Raw genomic sequence first — 18205 nt, forward strand, 5'->3', positions numbered from 1 at the left:
CCTGGCCGGCCCGCCGGCCAGGCAGACCAGCGGGAGCGCGGCGGCGGCGACGGACCGGCGGCCGCGGATCACCCGCGGGTCCGGAGGTTGTAGTGACCGGAGACCTGCGAGCCGGACAGCACACTCGGGTAGACCGCGGTCTCGTCGATCTGCCCGTTGAAGTAGTCGCTGGACGGGCTGCCGGGCCACGAGGAGTTGATGGTGTCCCCGCCGACGTGCCAGTAGCCGTCGTAGTCCGAGCTGGAGGTCACCAGCAGATTGCTGGCCCGCAGCGAGCCGTCGACGTACAGCCGCATCCCGCTCGACCCCTGGGTGGCGACGACGTGGTGCCACCTGCCGTCGTTCAGGCCGAACCCGCTGCTGATGGTGCGGGCGAAGCCGCTGTGCACACCGAAGACCACCCGGCCGTCATTGGTCATGTACAGCTGCTTGTCGTGGCTGGCGCTCGGCTCCTGGGTGCGGTCGCCGAAGCCGATGAGCTTGCCGCCGGAGGTCGTCGTCGTCCGGAACCAGGTCTCCAGGGTGTACGACGACGGCCTGCCGTGCTTGCGGTCGCTGTAGGTGTACTCGTCGGAGCCGTTGTAGCCCACGGCCGTGCTGCCGCCGGGGACGGCCGCCGGGGTCACCCGGTACGCCGGGCCGTTGCGGTGGACACCGCTGTTGTCGCTGCCCGAGGCGTCCGCCGCGAACTGCCCCGACGCCTCGTCGAAGCGCCAGTACAGATTCGCGCCGTCGGCCTTCACCCGCTCCGCGTAGGAGTCCGCCGCGGCCGGCACCGTCACCGTCTGGGTGGCGGACCGGGCACTGGTGTTGGTGCCGTCGCTCGCCGTGATCCGGTAGGTGTACGTCGAGCCCGGCGTCACATCGGTGTCGGTGAAGGAGAGCTGCGGACGGACCCACGGCAGCGAGGAGCCGCTGACGGTGTGGACGGGCGTCGTACCGCCGTTCCGGTAGACCCGGTAGGTCAGCTTGCTGTCGTCCAGGTCGAGACTGGACTGCCAGCGGACGTTCACCTCGCTCGGCTTCACGCTGGAGGCGTTCACCAGCGGAACCGACGGCGCCGAGGTGTCCGGGCCGCTCGCGAAGCGGGTCAGGCCCTGCTGACGGCCGCCGTTGACGGTGGTGAACTCGCCGCCCACCCACAGGTAGTCGGTCCCGCCCGCCGATGCGGTGTCCATCACCCGCGGGCCGATCTGCTCGCCCAGGCCGTCATTGGTGTCCGGGAACCAGCCGAGCAGCGTCGGGTCGTCGACCGACTGCGCGAGCAGGTGCTTGCGGCGCTGGTTGGGGAACTCGCCCATGCTGCTGCAGTCGTGCGCGTGCGAGCCCGAGTAGAGCACCGACTGGTGGATCGTCACCGCCTGGGTGGCGCCCAGGCAGGTGTCCCGCCAGCGTTGGTTGAAGTCGCTCGCGTTCAGCGCGATCCGGCCGTCGAAGACCCCGCCGCCGGTGCCCTCGTTGCCGGTGTAGATGCCGGTGGCGTCCGAGGTGAGGTCCTTGACCGTCGAGGTGGTCGGGATGAAGCCCCGGGCGTAGGTCTTGGTGAGCGCGCCGGTGCCCGCGTCGACCACGGCGAGGGCGTGCGAGTCGGCCCCGCGCACCGTCATGAAGTCGCCGCCGAGGACCACGTTCCTCCCGTCGGGAGTGACCTCCAGGGCGCGGCCCGGCTCGTCGGCGTCGGCCGTCCACGGCTTGATGTCACCCCCCGTGGTCACCGCGCCGAAGTAGCGCCGTGACTGTCCCTCCAGCGAGGTGAAGTCGCCGCCGAGGTAGACGGTGTCGTCCGTGACGGCCAGGGCGCGCACGGTCGCGCTGGACGCCACCTTGAACGACGCCTTCGGCGTGCAGGTCGCGATGTCGATCGCCGCGACATTGCTCACCCCGACCCCGTTCACCGCGCCGAACTGCCCGCCCGCGTACAGGGTCTTGCGGTCCGGGGAGACCGCCAGCGCCCGTACGGTGGCCGTGCCCGAGCCGATGGTGAACGACAGCTTGCAGGACGTCGGCGCGCCCGTCGCCGCGTTGAACGCCGCGAAGTTGACGGCCGGCTGCTCACCGCCGTCCGAGCCCTCCTCCGGCGGCCGGATCGTCGAGAACGTGCCGCCCGCGAAGACCACCCCGTCCGCCTGGGCCATCGACCAGACGATGCCGTTCGTCTGCCAGGTCGGCAGATCGTCGGCCGTGATCCCGACGGGCGGGGTCAGCGCGGCCGCCGACGGCGCCGTCACCGCTCCCGCTCCGACCAATGATGTGACTGCCACGGCCATGGCAGCCCCATAAACCCCCACTGTGCGCATGTGCCCCCCTGGGCTGTGTTGTCCACTCGCTCGCCGACGGGCGCCCTGCCCCGGTGCCGGCACTCTCCGAAACGGCGCTCGGCTCATCCGTTCGCCGTGCCCGGTCCCGTCGTGTGCGGCACCGGCGCGCCCTTCGGCTCGCTCGCGCGTGCGCGGCCCCCCTGGCCACCCTGTGCACGGCAGGTTAGGGCGCCGCTCACGCCGCCGTAACCGAAATGGCCAAAATGATGTCCGTACTTTGCGAGTTGGTGAGTCATCTATCGATACGAACCGCTGTACCCGCCAATTCGGCATCGAGTGCCGACACATCGGCCTCCACCATGATGCGGGCCAGCTCCGGCCAGAGCACCCGAGGCTTCCAGCCGAGCAGCTCCTCGGCCTTGGAGGCGTCGCCGATCAGGGCGTCCACCTCGCTGGGACGCTCGTACTTCGGGTCGAACCGTACGTATTCGGCCCAGTCCAGGCCGACGGCCGAGAACGCCACCTCCAGGAACTGGCGTACCGTCCCCGCCTCGCCGGTCGCCACCACGTAGTCGTCCGGCCGGTCCTGCTGGAGCATCCGCCACATCGCCTCGACGTACTCGGGGGCGTAGCCCCAGTCCCGCACGGCGTCCAGGTTGCCCATGTAGAGCCGGTCCTGGAGGCCCGCCTTGATCCGGGCCACCGCCCGGGTGATCTTGCGGGTCACGAAGGTCTCGCCGCGGCGCGGGGACTCGTGGTTGAACAGGATGCCGTTGACGGCGAACAGGTCGTACGCCTCCCGGTAGTTGACCGTCGCCCAATAACCGAAGACCTTGGCGCAGCCGTACGGGCTGCGCGGGTGGAACGGTGTCCGCTCGTTCTGCGGCGGCGGTGTCGCGCCGAACATCTCCGACGACGACGCCTGGTAGATCCGGGTGTCGACGCCGCTGGCCCGGATCGCCTCCAGCAGCCGCATCGAGCCCATGCCGGTCACGTCGCCGGTGTAGAGCGGCGCGTCGAAGGAGACGCGGACGTGCGACTGGGCGCCGAGGTTGTACACCTCGTCCGGCTGCAGATCGCGCAGCAGATTCACCAGCGCCACCCCGTCGGAGAGGTCGGCGTGGTGCAGCACCAGCCGGCGGTCGGGCTCCTGCGGGCCCTGGTAGATGTGGTCCAGCCGTTCGGTGTTGAACGACGACGAACGGCGTACCAGGCCGTGGACCGTGTAACCCTTCGACAGCAGCAGCTCGGCGAGATAGGAGCCGTCCTGTCCGGTCACTCCGGTGATGAGTGCGCTCTTGCCCATGCGAGGTCCCCCCTGAGAACCGGGCCGTGACAGGCCCGGGTCGAAATAGTGCGAAATCTTGCTGTTTCCATCAGATGCAGGGATTCACTCCCTGGCGGGTGATCCGCGCTGGCACAATCCGGTGCCATGACAGCTGCGACTTCCCGGGGCACCGACCCCGGTGCCCGGGCCGGTGGACCGCAGTCCCCGGCCGAGCCGGTGCCCTCCTCCGCCGCGACGGCCGGCGAGCCGCTGCTGCCGGACGGGGCCCGGATATTCGTGGCGGGCCACCGCGGCCTGGTCGGGTCCGCGGTCTCCCGCCGTCTCACCGCCGACGGCCACGAGGTGATCACCCGTGGCCGCGACGCCCTCGATCTCCGCGACGCCGCGGCGACCGAAACCTTCCTCCGCGACGTCCGGCCGGACGCCGTCGTGCTGGCCGCCGCCAAGGTCGGCGGCATCATGGCCAACAGCACCTATCCGGTGCCGTTCCTCGAGGACAATCTGCGCATCCAGCTGAGCGTGATCGCCGGAGCGCACGCCGCCGGCACCCGCCGGCTGCTCTTCCTCGGCTCCTCCTGCATCTACCCGAAGCTCGCGCCCCAGCCCATCCGCGAGGAGGCGCTGCTCACCGGCCCGCTGGAGCCCACGAACGAGCCGTACGCCCTCGCCAAGATCGCCGGAATCGTGCAGGTGCAGTCCTACCGGCGCCAGTACGGCGCCTCCTACATCTCCGCGATGCCCACCAACCTCTACGGCCCCGGCGACAACTTCGACCTGGAGACCTCGCACGTCCTGCCCGCGCTCATCCGCCGCTTCCACGAGGCGAAGCGCGACGGGCGCGAGGAGGTCGTCCTCTGGGGCAGCGGCACCCCGCGCCGCGAGTTCCTGCACGTCGACGATCTCGCCTCGGCCTGCGCGGTACTCCTCCGCGGCTACGACGGCGACGAACCGGTCAACGTCGGCTGCGGCGAGGACCTCACCATCCGCGAACTCGCCGAGACTGTACGGGAGGTGACCGGTTACGAGGGCCGGATCGCCTTCGACACCTCCAAGCCCGACGGCGCCCCGCGCAAGCTGCTGGACATCTCCCGCATCGCCGCCCTCGGCTGGAAGCCGAGGATCCCCCTGCGGGACGGGATCGCGGCGGTCCACGCCGACTGGTGCGCCGGCGGCGCGGTCTGAGCGGCCCCGCCGCCGACGGGCGGCGGGGCACGGCGACAGCATCGCGCCGCCCGTCAGTACGCTCCGCGGCCGTCGACGACGGCGCGGAACGTACGGGCGATGACATCCAGATCGCCGCCGATGGACCAGTTGTCCGCGTACCGCAGATCCAGCGCCACGGTCTCGTCCCAGGAGAGGTCGGAGCGCCCGCTGATCTGCCACAGCCCCGTCAGCCCCGGTTTCACCGTCAGCCGCCGCAGCTCGACGTCGTCGTACTGGGCCACCTCGTCCGGCAGCGGGGGACGCGGCCCGACCAGCGACATCTCACCCCGCACCACATTGACCAGCTGCGGCAGCTCGTCCAGCGAGCTGCGCCGCAGCCAGCGCCCGGTACGGGTCACCCGCGGGTCGCGCCGCATCTTGAACAGCGGCCCGTCCTGCTCGTTGGCGGCCGCCAGCTCCGCCCGCCGCGCTTCCGCGTCCACCACCATGGTGCGGAACTTCCACATGGTGAACGGCGTGCCGTCCTGCCCGATCCGTGTCTGCTTGTGGAGCACGGGACCGGGCGAGTCCAGCCGGACCGCCAGCGCCAGCAGCCCGTACACCGGTGCCAGCAGTAACAGTCCGAGAGCCGCCCCCGCGCGGTCCAGCGCCGATTTGAGCACCACATGCGCGCCCCGGCGGGTGGGCGGGGCGATGTGCAGCAGCGACAGCCCGGCGACGGTCACCGACCGCAGCCGCCGCAGGGCGACCTCGGTGAGGCCGGGCGACACCGCGAGCGGGAGCCCCACGTCGTGCAGCGCCCAGGAGAGCCGGCGCAGCCGCTCACCGCTGAGCCGGGGGCCGGGCGCCACCAGCACCAGCTCGGCGCCGAGTTGCTCGGCGACGTCCAGCACCGGGACCCAGTCCTCGTCGGGCGTGGCCGGCTGTGCGCTGCCCAGCCGGGTCAGCGCCGGGACGCCGGAGGTCAGCTGGCCCGACCCGACCGGGATCACCCCGGTCACCACATAGGCGTGGTCGGTGCGCCCGGCCAGATGCTCGACCACGTCGTCCGCCGCGCTCGGTTCCCCTATGACCAGCACCCGGTGCACCGACTGCGCCTCGCGCCGGAGCGCGGTGAGATGCCGGTGGGTGGCCTTCCGGCAGACGACGGTGACCAGCGGGGCGGCGGACAGCGCCAGCAGCGCCACCGCCGGTTCGGAACTCTCCCCGGCGGCGATCCGCGCAACCGCGAGCAGCCCCAGCAGCGTCAACCAGTCGTGGAGGACGGGCAGAACGCCGCGGGACTCGCCCAGCGCCTGGACGGCGTAGCGGCGGTGAGTCGCCCGCACGCCCAGCCAGACGGCCGCCGCGCCGAGGGCGGCCAGCACCGGATGGGGCTGGCGCGTGACGGCGAACACCGTGCACACGGGCACGACGATGCCCAGCGTGTCCGTGGCCAGCGCCACGGGCAGATACCAGGGCGACTTCTCACTGCTTCCGCCCGACAGACTCTTGCGCTCTGATACCGGCCTGACCGATCCGGAATAGGACATACCACCGCGCCGCATGGACCCCCCTGGTACCTCACGACCGAAAAGGCGCACCAGCCACTTCCCCAAGTGGGCGGCGCGCAAGGTGCTGAGACGGTATGTCAAACAGGTGTGCGTCCGCCGAGGTTTGCGAATTTTTGCTGTTCGATACCCCTGAGGTTCACTTTTCCCGCCACGGCTCGTTTGCCGTGGTTGACGATCGAACGCGGACGCCGTCCGGGGCACGAGTGTTCGCCGGAAAACGGCTCACCCGGCGGGCGCGGCGCAGGTCACCACGTGCCCCGGCGGCGCCCACCCCAGGCCGCGCCCCGCCACCCCGGCCGCCTCGGGCCCGCCCGGACAGGCCCCGGCGGCCGTGCGGAATGGTCATGGCGATCGCGGATCAGTACGAAGAGATCCGGACGCCGCCACGGCCCCCGGACCCCGCGGAAAGGGCTGGATTCATACCCCACGGATCGGGCCGGCGCGGGAGGGAGCGGCGGTGTGCGCCCCCCGGGGCTCCCGGCAGCTAAAGCTCTGCGTCTCCGAGCTCGCGACCAATGCCGTGCTCCACGGTGTGCCGCGAGGGGTGAGGGCCCGCCGGAGCGATTCCCGTCCTCCGCTTCCCCCTGACGTCCGATGCTGCCTCTGATGCCCTCGGTCTTGACCGGCGGGAGAACGCATTCCGGATCGCTGGCGGCCCAGTGGCCCTTCCAGTGTGGGGACCATGGTCAGGTCGGCCACCCCGGCAGCAGGTTCGGCTGTCACCCGCCCTCACGGCTCGGGGAACCGCAGGCTGCCCGGTCTTGACGCCGGGCAGCCTGCCCTCGGGTCCTGTGTCCTGCTCCGTGTTCAGTCCTGAGGTGCCCCTACGGGCGTGACGTGCCCGATGTCGGCTTCCCGGTGCTGTGTTGCGGGGCTTCCACCAGCGTGACGTGCCACGATGCGCCCTCGTCGTCGCGTGTGAGCGTCAGCCTCTCTCGGTATTCGTTGCCTTTGCTGTCCTTGGCGATGATGCGGGCCGAGGCGACGTCCGGGCCGAAGTCGTGAACGATGCGAACGTTCTGGACCCTGAGGCCCTTGCCTCCCTTTTGCGTAATGATCTCCTGAACCTGCTCGGTGGCCTCACGGCCTTCCGCGCCATCCAGTTTCAACAGAGCGGGCGCATCACGAGAGTTGAGGGCGGAGATGTACGCGTCAACGGTCTTCCGCTCGGACCTGGCTGGACTGTCACCGTTCTCGCATCCGGTCAGCAGCGCCGGGACAAGTAAGGCAGCGGTGATCGGCATGAAAGGGCGTTTGGGCACTAGTCCCTCCGGTGGCGGCGCGTTGACGAACGCGAGGTCTTCCCCCCTGATCTGCCACTGATCGTGATCAAGGTGTACATCGCGCTTGGGGTGTTGGGACCGGGACGGCTTCATTCCGTCCGGAACTCTTGTATTCGTTGGCCGACGCGCGCAGCGCCCAGAACGACTTGACTTGTTCCAGGACAGTTGCGGGCCACGTGTGGATCGAACTCGGTCACGGTCGAAGCCCACCGGAAAGGAGCTAGGCGCTGAGCGGCCCCCGGTCCCGCCCGCAGGTGGCCCCCAGGTCGCGGAAGACCGCCGTGTTCAGGGCGAAGGCGCGCTTGCACTCCTCCACCACCCGCTGCTTCTCCAGGTCGTCGACCGGGAGGGCGTCCAGCAGGGTGCGGTACTCCCGCTTGAAGGCGGCCGGGTTGTCGATGCCGGTGAAGACGTAGAAGCGGACACCGTCGCCCTTGCGGGCGAAGCCCCAGGTCTTCTCCGCGGTGGAGCGGATGATCTGGCCGCCGGAGAGGTCGCCCAGGTAGCGGGTGTAGTGGTGGGCCACGTAGCCCGCCGGCCAGCTCCGTGCGACCTCGGTGATCCGGGCCGCGTACGCCGCGGTGGCGGGGAGTGGCCGCGTGGTCGCGCGCCACCCCGGACCGCCGTGCAGATGGGTGAGGTCGCGCTCCAGGGCCGAGCCCCGCAGCAGCTCGTGCCGGCGGACGAACGGGCCGGCCGTGGGGTCGTCCGCGAGCCGTTCCACCGCGTCCTCCAGGGCGCGGTACACGAACCAGAGCTGCTCGGTGTAGCGGGTGTAGGCCGCCACGCCGAGCTTCCCGCCGAGCATGTCGCTCATGAACGTCGAGTTCTCCGCCTCGGTGTGCTGCTCGTGCGAGGCGGTGCGGATGAGCGTGGAGAACGGTGTCGCGCCGGGTGCGTCCAAGGCGGGCCTCCGGGGCCGAGGGGACGGGAGAGGGGAAGAACGCCACCGCGGGCGCTGTCTGCGCCCGCGCGGCCGACCGTCTATGATTCTTCCGACTTAGGGTTACCTAAGTCAATGCCTTCCCGACATGCCGTCGGCAAAACTCTACGGCAGGGTCAGGATCTCCGCACCCGTGTCCGTCACCACGAGGGTGTGCTCGAACTGCGCCGTTCGCCTGCGGTCCTTCGTCACGACCGTCCAGCCGTCCTCCCACATGTCGTACTCGTGGGTGCCCAGGGTCAGCATGGGCTCGATGGTGAAGGTCATCCCGGGCTGGATCACGGTGGTCGCGTGCGGGCTGTCGTAGTGCGGAATGATCAGCCCGGAGTGGAAGGAGGAATTGATGCCGTGCCCGGTGAAGTCCCGGACCACGCCGTAGCCGAACCGCTTCGCGTAGGACTCGATGACCCGGCCGATGATGTTGATCTGGCGACCCGGCTTGACGGCCTTGATCGCGCGGTTCAGGGACTCCCGGGTCCGCTCCACCAGCAGCCGCGACTCCTCGTCGACGTCCCCGCACAGGTACGTGGCGTTGTTGTCGCCGTGCACCCCGTTGATGTAGGCGGTGACGTCCAGGTTCACGATGTCGCCGTCGCGCAGCACGGTGGAATCCGGGATGCCGTGGCAGATGACCTCGTTGACCGAGGAGCACAGCGACTTCGGGAAGCGGCGGTAGCCCAGCGTCGAGGGGTACGCCCCGTGGTCGCACATGAACTCGTGGGCGACCCGGTCCAGTTCGTCGGTGGTGACGCCCGGCGCGATGAGCTCGGCCGCCGCCTCCATCGCCTGTGCGGCGATCCGCCCGGCGATGCGCATGCGCTCGATGGTGTCGGCGTCCTGCACCTCGGGCCCGGTGTACGGGGTCGGGGCGTCCTTCCCGACGTACTCGGGGCGCGGGATCGAGGCGGGGACGGAGCGGACGGGGGACAGGGTCCCCGGGGCGAGAAGTGACTGGCTGGACATGCCAGCGAGTGTATCGAGGCCGCATCGGGAAACATGGCGCGAGAGAGAGGAGCCCCCCATGGCGCTGTTCAAGAAGAAGAGGGCCGGCAAGCCCGGCGAGTGGTTCTACTGCCTCCAGCACAAGAAGGTCGAGGAGGGGCCGGAGTGCCCCGCCGAGGACCGGCTCGGGCCCTACCCCACCAGGAGCGACGCGGAGCGCGCCATGGAGACGGCGGCGGAACGGAACCGGGAGTGGGAGAACGACCCCCGCTGGCACGACAAGCCGAGCCCGGACGCGGAGGGCTGATTCCCGGGGCGGCCGGCCCCGCGGGCCCCCGGGCCCTCTTGATCTCCGGGCCGGCGGTCGGCCCCGTGCTCCGGGCCGGCGGCTGGTCGGGTGCGCCGGGTCCGCGGCGGCGCCGGTCGACGGGTGCCCGGTGCCGCCGGCGCCCCGGGAGGCCGCTCAACCGCTTCCCGTCGCCCCGGTCGGCCGCTCACTCGCCCGTCCGGCCGGGTTTCCCGGCCTCTGGTTCCGGCCGGGGAACCGGGGCACGCCGCCCTCAGGCCGCCTTCTGCTCCTGCTCCTCCTGCTCCAGCCGCCGCTGCTCCCGCACCCGTACCGCGTGCTCGTCCGTCCGGACGTCGTAGGTCATCAGCCGTGGCAGGGCGAGGGCCAGCAGTCCGACCGTCGCGACGCACAGCAGGCCGCCTCCCCAGACCGCGGCCTGCACCCCGGTCACGGCGGCCATGCCGCCCGCCCGCAGCTGCCCGAGGTGCGGTCCGCCCGCGTACGTCACCAGCTCGATCCCGGCGAGCCGCCCGCGCAGCTCCGGCGGGACGGTCTGGTTCCAGATCGCCCGGCGGAAGATCCCGCTCACCGCGTCGCAGGCACCGGCGGCCATGAGGCCGAGCAGGACCAGCCAGATGCTGTCGGTCAGGCCCGCCAGGGCCATCGCCAGGCCGCAGCCGATGGCCGCGAGCACCACGGCCCGGCCGTGCCGGTGGACCCGTGAGGTCCAGCCGCTGGTCAGGCTGACCAGCAGGGAGCCGGCGGGCAGCGCCGCGTACATCAGACCGAGCGCCCAGGGGACGTCCAGCGCGTCCGCCAGGAACGGGTAGACCGCCATCGAGAAGGCGAAGAACGTCGCCGCGATGTCGACCACATAGGTGCCGAGCAGGTCCTTGCGGCTCCAGGCGTACTGGGCGCCCCGTGCGATGCCGCGCAGCGACACCCGGTCCGCGTCGTGGGCCGCGGGCGCGGGCGCGAGCCCGAAGCTGAGGGCGATCGAGACCGCGAACGACACGGCGTCGAGCAGGTAGGCCCACTCCAGTCCGGCGACGGTGATGACGACGCCCGCCAGCGCCGGGCCCGCGACGGCGCCCAGCTGCCAGCGCAGCGCGGTGAGCGCCGCCGCGGCCGGGATCTGGTCGTGCGGGACGACGCGCGCCGCCAGTGCCTCCAGCGCCGGACGCTGCAGCCCCGTCAGCGCACTGGTCAGCCCGGCCACCGCGTACAGGGGCCAGACCGCGGGGTCCGGCAGCACCGTGTTGGCCAGCAGGAGCAGGGAGAGCAGGCCGAGCGCGACCTCGGTCCACAGGATCACCCGGCGCCGGTCGAGGGCGTCGGCCAGCGCGCCGCCGTACAGCCCGAAGACGATCAGGGGGACGAGCTGCACCACCCCGATCGCGCCGACCGCGAGGGTCGAGCCGGTGAGCTCCTTGATCTGAAGCGGTAGAGCGACCGTGGTCAGCGAACTGCCGAAGACCGTCACCAGTCCGGCACACCACATCAGTCGGAAGTCACGGGACGAGCGCCAGGGCGCCAGGTCGGGGAGGAGAGCAGCCACAACCGATCATCATCGGCCGGTTGACCGAGCTCGGACAACCGATTTACCAGCGGGCCGAGGGCTTCACCAGCGGGCCGGCGGCGGTGTCAGCAGTTGCTCGGCGATCCGGGAGAGGCGGTCCCGGAAGGGGCGCCGGCCGCGCGGCGAGGGCAGGCTGTTCTCCCCGGCCGCCGCGCTGACGAGGTGCTGCACGGTGTCGAAGCCGATCTCCCCGTCGTCCCCGGTGCCGCCCGTGGTCCCGTCCGCCTCGGGCACCTCCAGGGCCTCGTGCGCCAGGGCGTGCAGCTCCCGGCCCCCGCCGCCCAGCGTCAGCACCGTCGCCCCGCCCCGCCGTGCGTCGTGCACCCGCTCCAGCAGCCCCTCACCCGGGGTGTCCGGCGCCGCGACGAGCAGGGTCTCCCCGCGCCGCGCCGCCTCGATCCGGCCCAGCCCGACGGCCAGGTGCGGCGGCTCCCCGGGGCGCACCCGGTGGCGCACGAGCGTAGGGGAGAGCTCCGGGAGCCCGGACCAGGCCGCCTCGTCGTCGAGGTGCGCGGCGAGGTGCCACGGCTCGTAGCTCTCGCTGCCCACCAGCAGCAGTCCGCCGCCGTGCGGCGCCACGGAGGTCCGCAGGGCTCCGGCGAACTGCCGGGTGGCCGCCAGCCACTCGGTTCCGGCGAGAACTTCGCGCAGCAGTGCGACTCGTACGGCATCCATGGCCGCGGATCCTGCCGTACGGGTACCGGATCTGTGCCGGGTCGTCGGCCATTCACCCGAACGGGTGGCCGGAGGTGCCGGGCCGGGGGCGGGACCGGCCGGCCCGCGGCGCGCGCGCCCCGGGCCCACGCCCCACGGGTCCCGGCGGGACCCGGATCCAGGGGTGATCTCCCTATCGCCATACAGCCGCCAGGGGAGTTCGTCGGCCGGTGTTCACCCGCCGTTCCACGGGCCGGAGCAGTGCTGGCCGTTCGGATGACGGACCATGTCGCGTGCCTTGACGGCCCCTTGGGCCCTCCCTATGGTCACCGCAGGACAGAGGACGTCCTACGTCCGGTCGTTGGCACTCGGATGCCGGGTACTCGGATGCAACGGAGCATCAGGAGGACGGATGGCAGTCGGCGGGGCCGCCTACGAGGTGTCCGTCCCCTTCCGGGCCGGGACCGAGGGGTACGCGAGTTTCCGGATCCCGGCCGTCGTCCGCGCGGCCGACGGGGCCCTGCTGGCCTTCGCGGAAGGGCGTATCGACTCCCGCGACGACGTCGGTGACATCGATGTCGTCCTCCGGCGCTCCACCGACGGCGGCCGCGGCTGGGGGCCGCTGCGGGTGGTCGCGGAGAACGGTGACGGCACGGCCGGCAACCCGGCCCCCGTGGTCCTCGACGACGGGCGGGTCCTCCTCGTCCACGTGCGCAACGCCGCCGACGCCACCGAGCAGCGGATCCGGCGGGGCGAGGTCCCCGCGGCAGAAGGCCGCCGCGTCTGGGTGCAGCACAGCGACGACCACGGCGAGACCTGGAGCACCGCCCGGGAGATCACGAAGTCCGTCAAGAAGGCCGGCTGGCGCTGGTACGCCACGGCCCCCGGCCACGCCGTCCGGTTACACAGAGGCGCCCACGCCGGACGCGTCGTCGTGCCCGCCAACCACTCGGCCGCGCCCACCGGTTCCGACACCGGCGCCGAGGGCAGGTACGACGGCAGCCACGGGCTGCTCAGCGACGACGGCGGGGAGAGCTGGCGGATCGGCTGGACCGACAGCAACCCCAACGGCTGCATCAACGCCAACGAGACGACCGCCGCCGAACTCCCCGACGGACGGCTCTACATCAACAGCCGCAACGACTCCCCGGCCCCCGGCACCCGGGCCGACGGGTACTCCCGGGACGGCGGCGCGAGCCTGGAGAAGCCGCTGCGCCCGCAGGCCGGACTCACCGGCCCCGTGGTCCAGGGCAGCGTGCTGCACCTCGGCGAGCCGGACGTCCTGCTCTACTCCGGGCCCGCCGACCCGGGCTTCCGCGCCCTGATGACCCTGCGGGCCAGCCGCGACCGCGGCCTGACCTGGCGGCCCGTGCACACCGTGGACGGACTCCCCGCCGCCTACTCCGACCTCGTCCGCTGCGACGACGGATGCGTCGGACTGCTCTACGAGACGGGCGACTTCAGCGCCTACACCACCATCACCTTCCGCCGCATCCCCGTGGAGGAGCTGTCATGAGCTCGAATGGCCCGGACCGCCGCGCGGTCCTCGGCGGCGCCGCCGCGACCGCGGCGGGCATCGCCCTCGCCGGCTGCGGCGGATCCGACGGCGGCGGGGAGAAGCCCGCCGCCCGCCGCAAGGGCGAGAAGATCACGCTGACCTTCTGGTCCTGGGTGCCCGGCATCGAGAAGCCCGTCGCCCTGTGGAACCGCACCCACCCCGAGGTGCGCATCGCGCTGGAGAAGGTCTCGGCCGTCAACGGCGCCCAGTACGCGAAGATGCACGCCGCCGTGAAGGCGGGCAACCCGCCCGACCTCGCCCAGATCGAGTACCCGGTGGTGCCCAGCTTCCTGCTCGACGACGCGCTGCTGGACCTCGGCCCGTACGGCGCCGCCCGCGTCCGCCGCCGGTTCGAGGGCTGGCAGTGGCAGCAGAGCGTGTTCGGCGGCGGGGTGTTCGCCATCCCGCAGGCGTCCGGGCCGATGGGGCTCTACCTCCGCCGCGACCTCTTCGACCGGTGGGACGTCGAGACCCCGGAGACCTGGGACGACTACGAGCGGGCGGCCAAGGCCGTCCGGAAGAAGGGCGCGTGGATCGAGACGTTCGCCCCGACCAACGGCAACCGCTTCGCCGGGTACGCCTGGCAGGCCGGCGCCCGCTGGTTCCGCACCCGGGACGACACCTGGGCGGTGCACATCGACGACGAGCCGACCCGGCGCGTCGCCGACTACTGGGAGTCGCTGGTCCGGCAGAAGCTGGTCAGGACCATCCCGGACCGGCAGAACGCCTGGTACAAGGACATCCAGACCGGCGCCATGGCCTCCTGGCTCGGCGCCAGCTGGGGCGACGCGCTGCTGGTGGGCAACGCGCCGGACACCGCCGGGAAGTGGCGGGTCGCGCCGCTGCCGCAGTGGAAGAAGGGCGGGCACGCCTCCGCGAACTGGGGAGGCTCCACCACCTCCGTCTTCAAGGCCACCGCGTACCCGCAGGACGCCATGGACTTCGCGGTCTGGCTCAACACCGACCCCGCGTCCATGAAGCTCCTGATCGCCGGCGGGTACGGCTGGCCCAGCGCCACCCGCGGCTGGACCGGCGCCGATCTGGAGGGCCAGCGTGCTTTCTTCGGCGGACAGAACTACAGCGAGGTGTTCGCCGCCGCGGGCCGGGCCGTGGACACCAGCTGGCAGTGGGGCCCGGCCGTCGACACCCTCTACCAGCGGCTCGGCGACGCCTTCACCGCGGCGCTGGACGACCGCGGCTCGTTCCGGTCCGTGCTCACCACGGTCCAGCGGCAGACCCTCGCCGACCTGAAGGACAAGGGCCTGAAGGTGGAGAACGGGTGAGGGCCCTCACCCGCGGCGAGGCACGCAACGCCCGTGCCGCGGCCGGCTTCCTGCTGCCCTTCCTCGCCCTCTTCCTGCTCTGCTTCCTCGCCCCCATCGGCTACGCGCTGTACGAGAGCCTGCTGCGGACCGAACGGTCCGGACCGCTCGGCCTCGGCGGCGGCCCGCAGGAGGTCTTCGCCGGACTCGACAACTACCTCCAGGCCCTGCGGAACGACGGATTCCTGGCCGGATTCGGCCGGGTGCTGCTCTTCGGCGCCGTGCAGATCCCGCTGATGATCGGGCTCGCCACCGCGCTCGCCCTGCTGCTGGAGGCCGCCTCCGCCCGCTGGGTCGGCTTCTTCCGCACCGCGATCTTCCTGCCCTACGGCGTGCCCGGGGTGATCGCCTCGATCCTCTGGGGCTTCCTCTACGTGCCCGGCATCAGCCCGTTCGTCGAACTGGCCCGGGGCGTCGGCTGGGACCTGGACTTCCTGTCCTCCGGCACCGTCCTGTGGTCCATCGCCAACATCGTCACCTGGCAGTTCACCGGCTACAACATGCTCGTCCTGATCGCCCAGCTGAAGGCCGTGCCGACCGAGCTGTACGAGGCGGCGCGGATCGACGGCGCCACCGCCTGGCAGGTCGTCCGGCACGTCAAACTGCCCCTGATCCGGCCCGCGCTGGTCCTCACCGCCGTCTTCAGCATCATCGGCACGCTCCAGCTCTTCGCGGAACCCATGGTGCTGCGCCCGCTCACCCACACCATCGACTCCGGCTACACCCCCAACCTGCATGCCTACAACGAGGCGTTCACCAGCAACAACCAGCACGCCGCGGCGGCCGAGGCCGTGCTGCTCGCGCTGGTCGCCTGCGTCCTGTCCTTCGGCTTCCTGCGGTTCGTCGGACGGCGGGGGAGGGACGGACGGTGACCCTGCTCTCCGAGGACCGGGCCCCCGACCCCACCCGGCCGGCCGGTGCCACCGGCGCGACCCCGGCGGGCCGGCCGCGCGGGCCCTCCGTACCGCCCCTGCGGTACCGCGTGATCACCGCCGCGCTGCTCGCCGTCGCCGCCGTCTACTTCCTGCTCCCCGTGTACTGGCTCGTGGTGTCCTCGACCAAGAGCAGCGAGGACCTCTTCGGCAGCTTCGGCTTCTGGTTCGCCCACCCGCACCCGCTGCGCCGGCTCGGCGCGGTGCTCAGCCACGACCACGGCATCTACGTCCGCTGGTTCGGCAACAGCCTGCTGTACGCGGGTGCCGGAGCCGTCGCCGCGACCGCGTTCTCCGCCGCGGCGGGCTACGCCCTGGCGAAGTTCCCCTTCCCCGGGCGGGAGGCCGTCTTCAACGTCGTCCTCGCCGGGGTGCTCATCCCCGGCACCGCCCTCGCCCTGCCGCTGTATCTGCTCTTCAGCGAGCTGGGCCTGGCCAACACCTATGCGGCGGTGCTGATCCCGAGCACCGTCAGCCCCTTCGGGGTGTACCTCTGCCGGATCTACGCCGCCGCGGCCGTCCCGGACGCGCTGCTGGAGGCCGCCCGGATCGACGGGGCGGGCGAGCTGCGGATCTTCACCCGGCTCGCGCTGCGGCTGATGACGCCCGCGCTCGTCACCGTCTTCCTCTTCCAGTTCGTGCATGTCTGGACGAACTTCTTCCTGCCGCTGGTGATGCTCTCGGACTCCGCCCTCTACCCGGTGCAGCTCGGCCTCACCGGCTGGCAGGGCTACGCCGACCGGCAGCCGGAGCTCTACCAGTACACGGTCGGCGGCGCCTTCCTCTCCGTGCTCCCGCTGATGGTGCTGATGGGGGTGCTCCAGCGCTACTGGCGCACCGGTCTCACCGACGGCGGGGTGAAGTGAGGACCGGGGGAGGGGCCGGGGGCGGTGACGCGGTGACGCGGCGGGGTGCGGCGGTGGGACGGGGCGCGGGCTCGGTGAAGCGGTGACGCCGCGGTGGGACGGGCGCGGGCGCGGAGTGACGTATCGCACCGTGCCCGGCGCACATTGAGGCCCGGAGCCGCGTGGAGACCCCCCGTCTGAGCTGGCAGGATCGCGGTATGACTACTCCAGACGCTGCGAAGAAAGCCCCCGCGAAGGACCCCTGGGACCTCCCGGACGTGTCGGGCCTCGTGGTCGGTGTGCTCGGCGGCACCGGCGACCAGGGACGCGGTCTCGCCTACCGGCTCGCCCGGGCCGGCCAGAAGGTGATCATCGGCTCGCGGGCAGCCGAGCGGGCGCAGACCGCCGCGACGGAGCTCGGCCTCGGCATCGAGGGCGCCGACAACGCCGAGTGCGCGCGCCGCAGCGACATCGTGATCGTCGCGGTGCCCTGGGACGGCCACGCCAAGACGCTGGAGTCGCTGCGCGAGGAGCTCGCGGGCAAGCTCGTCGTCGACTGCGTCAACCCGCTCGGCTTCGACAAGAAGGGCGCCTACGCGCTGAAGCCCGAGGAGGGCAGCGCCGCCGAGCAGGCCGCCGCGCTGCTCCCCGAGTCCCGGGTCACCGCCGCCTTCCACCACCTGTCCGCGGTGCTGCTCCAGGACCCGGAGATCGACGAGATCGACACCGATGTGATGGTGCTCGGCGAGGTCCGCGCGGACACCGACATCGTCCAGGCGCTGGCGGGCCGGATCGCCGGGATGCGGGGGGTCTTCGCGGGCCGGCTGCGCAACGCCCACCAGGTCGAGTCGCTGGTCGCCAACCTGATCTCGGTGAACCGCCGCTACAAGGCCCACGCGGGGCTGCGCGTCACCGACGTGTAGAGCTGCACCGACGTGTAGTGCTGCACCGACGGCTGGAGCGGGGTGGTTTTGGGGGCTCCCGGGGCCGGTGGGGCCGGCTGTTCCGGTTGCCTCGGCGGCTTCGGTGAGCCCGGCGGCGGGTCTCCGTGCCGGTGGCTCCGGGGCCTGCCGGCCCCCGTCCGCGCCGCTCCCCGGGCCCGCCGGCTCCTCGTCCGCGAGCCGTTCCCCAGGGGTGGCGATCCGGCGTGCACGGCCGGCGGCGTCAGCCGCGGCAGCGACCCGTGCGGGACAGCCGTGGGGCGTGGGGGACAATGGCTGGTGCCGTGCCCGGGGCAGCTCCCGGCCGAAGGCCCGGGTGAGCGCCGCGAGCGGCGCGCCGCCCGGTCACGGCACCGGACCGCATTCCGTCAGAGAAAGCCGACCCCATGCCCCGCCTCGCCATCTACGCCCTCATCGTCTGCGTGCTCGCCCTCGCCGCCGCGGTCGTGTCCTTCACGCAGGGCAGCCTGCTCGGCATCGTCTGGATCATGATGGCGGGCGTCTCGTCGAACATGGCCTGGTTCTACGTGCGCAAGGCCCGGGCGGACCGGGCCGCCCAGGAGCGGAACGGGTCCGTCACTGGCTGAGCCCGTGACCGGCCCGGTCCGTCACACAGACTGAGCCCGTCGCCGGCTGTGTCTGTCACCGTGCCTG

General features: G+C 71.9%; 16 protein-coding genes. 8 read left to right on the top strand and 8 right to left on the bottom strand.

Annotated elements, in window-relative coordinates; translation table 11 throughout:
• Positions 1–68: 68 nt before the first annotated feature.
• Together ABT112_RS30405 and gmd are read right to left on the bottom strand one after the other, a co-directional pair.
• Positions 69–2267, bottom strand: a complete 2199-nt coding sequence (locus ABT112_RS30405; protein ID WP_351515003.1) for a LamG-like jellyroll fold domain-containing protein — start codon at positions 2265–2267, stop codon at positions 69–71.
• 283 nt (positions 2268–2550) lie between these two features.
• The gene (gmd, locus tag ABT112_RS30410) at positions 2551–3564 is read right to left on the bottom strand and encodes a GDP-mannose 4,6-dehydratase (RefSeq protein WP_351515004.1); all 1014 of its coding nucleotides are present in this window, start codon (positions 3562–3564) and stop codon (positions 2551–2553) included.
• Positions 3565–3690: 126 nt separating this feature from the next.
• On the opposite strand from gmd, the gene ABT112_RS30415 reads away from it, so the two are divergent.
• A complete protein-coding gene (locus ABT112_RS30415) occupies positions 3691–4728 on the top strand; it encodes a GDP-L-fucose synthase family protein (protein WP_351515005.1) in 1038 nt (345 codons plus the stop codon).
• 53 nt (positions 4729–4781) lie between these two features.
• Here the strand turns inward: ABT112_RS30415 and ABT112_RS30420 are convergent, their stop codons facing one another.
• From ABT112_RS30420 to map, 4 genes are all read right to left on the bottom strand, one after another.
• The gene (locus tag ABT112_RS30420; RefSeq protein WP_351515006.1) at positions 4782–6242 is read right to left on the bottom strand and encodes a sugar transferase; all 1461 of its coding nucleotides are present in this window, start codon (positions 6240–6242) and stop codon (positions 4782–4784) included.
• 845 nt (positions 6243–7087) lie between these two features.
• Positions 7088–7507, bottom strand: coding sequence for a hypothetical protein (locus ABT112_RS30425; protein WP_351515007.1), 420 nt, complete (start codon positions 7505–7507; stop codon positions 7088–7090).
• A 259-nt stretch (positions 7508–7766) separates the two neighbouring features.
• Complete coding sequence (locus ABT112_RS30430; RefSeq protein WP_351515008.1) at positions 7767–8450, bottom strand: biliverdin-producing heme oxygenase; 684 nt, start codon at positions 8448–8450, stop codon at positions 7767–7769.
• Positions 8451–8594: 144 nt separating this feature from the next.
• Complete coding sequence (gene map / locus ABT112_RS30435; protein WP_351515009.1) at positions 8595–9452, bottom strand: type I methionyl aminopeptidase; 858 nt, start codon at positions 9450–9452, stop codon at positions 8595–8597.
• 58 nt (positions 9453–9510) lie between these two features.
• Here map and ABT112_RS30440 point away from each other — a divergent pair, with 58 nt between their 5' ends.
• Positions 9511–9738, top strand: coding sequence for a hypothetical protein (locus ABT112_RS30440; protein WP_351515010.1), 228 nt, complete (start codon positions 9511–9513; stop codon positions 9736–9738).
• A gap of 253 nt (positions 9739–9991) precedes the next feature.
• Here ABT112_RS30440 and ABT112_RS30445 read toward each other — a convergent pair whose 3' ends face one another.
• Entirely contained in the window at positions 9992–11221 is a 1230-nt protein-coding gene (locus ABT112_RS30445) for an MFS transporter (protein WP_502975493.1), read from the bottom strand.
• 120 nt (positions 11222–11341) lie between these two features.
• The gene (locus tag ABT112_RS30450; RefSeq protein ID WP_351515012.1) at positions 11342–11974 is read right to left on the bottom strand and encodes a hypothetical protein; all 633 of its coding nucleotides are present in this window, start codon (positions 11972–11974) and stop codon (positions 11342–11344) included.
• A gap of 391 nt (positions 11975–12365) precedes the next feature.
• Between ABT112_RS30450 and ABT112_RS30455 the strand changes: the two genes are divergently transcribed.
• The 6 genes from ABT112_RS30455 (at position 12366) to ABT112_RS30480 (ending at position 18138) form a co-directional block, all read left to right on the top strand.
• Positions 12366–13469 carry a sialidase family protein gene (locus ABT112_RS30455; RefSeq protein ID WP_351515013.1) on the top strand — a complete coding sequence of 368 codons (1104 nt, stop codon included), beginning with the start codon at positions 12366–12368 and terminating at the stop codon, positions 13467–13469.
• Positions 13466–14794: an ABC transporter substrate-binding protein gene (locus tag ABT112_RS30460; protein ID WP_351515014.1), complete on the top strand. Its 1329-nt coding sequence runs from the start codon at positions 13466–13468 to the stop codon at positions 14792–14794. The genes ABT112_RS30455 and ABT112_RS30460 overlap by 4 nt, the downstream gene beginning before the upstream one ends.
• Complete coding sequence (locus ABT112_RS30465; protein WP_351515015.1) at positions 14791–15705, top strand: carbohydrate ABC transporter permease; 915 nt, start codon at positions 14791–14793, stop codon at positions 15703–15705. The genes ABT112_RS30460 and ABT112_RS30465 overlap by 4 nt, the downstream gene beginning before the upstream one ends.
• Complete coding sequence (locus ABT112_RS30470) at positions 15702–16631, top strand: carbohydrate ABC transporter permease (protein ID WP_502975492.1); 930 nt, start codon at positions 15702–15704, stop codon at positions 16629–16631. The genes ABT112_RS30465 and ABT112_RS30470 overlap by 4 nt, the downstream gene beginning before the upstream one ends.
• Positions 16632–16828: 197 nt before the next feature.
• Entirely contained in the window at positions 16829–17533 is a 705-nt protein-coding gene (gene npdG, locus ABT112_RS30475; protein ID WP_351515016.1) for an NADPH-dependent F420 reductase, read from the top strand.
• Positions 17534–17937: 404 nt separating this feature from the next.
• The gene (locus ABT112_RS30480; protein WP_351515017.1) at positions 17938–18138 is read left to right on the top strand and encodes a hypothetical protein; all 201 of its coding nucleotides are present in this window, start codon (positions 17938–17940) and stop codon (positions 18136–18138) included.
• Positions 18139–18205 lie beyond the last annotated feature (67 nt).

This window comes from Streptomyces sp. NPDC002055, from assembly GCF_040296705.1.
Lineage (GTDB): Bacteria > Actinomycetota > Actinomycetes > Streptomycetales > Streptomycetaceae > Streptomyces.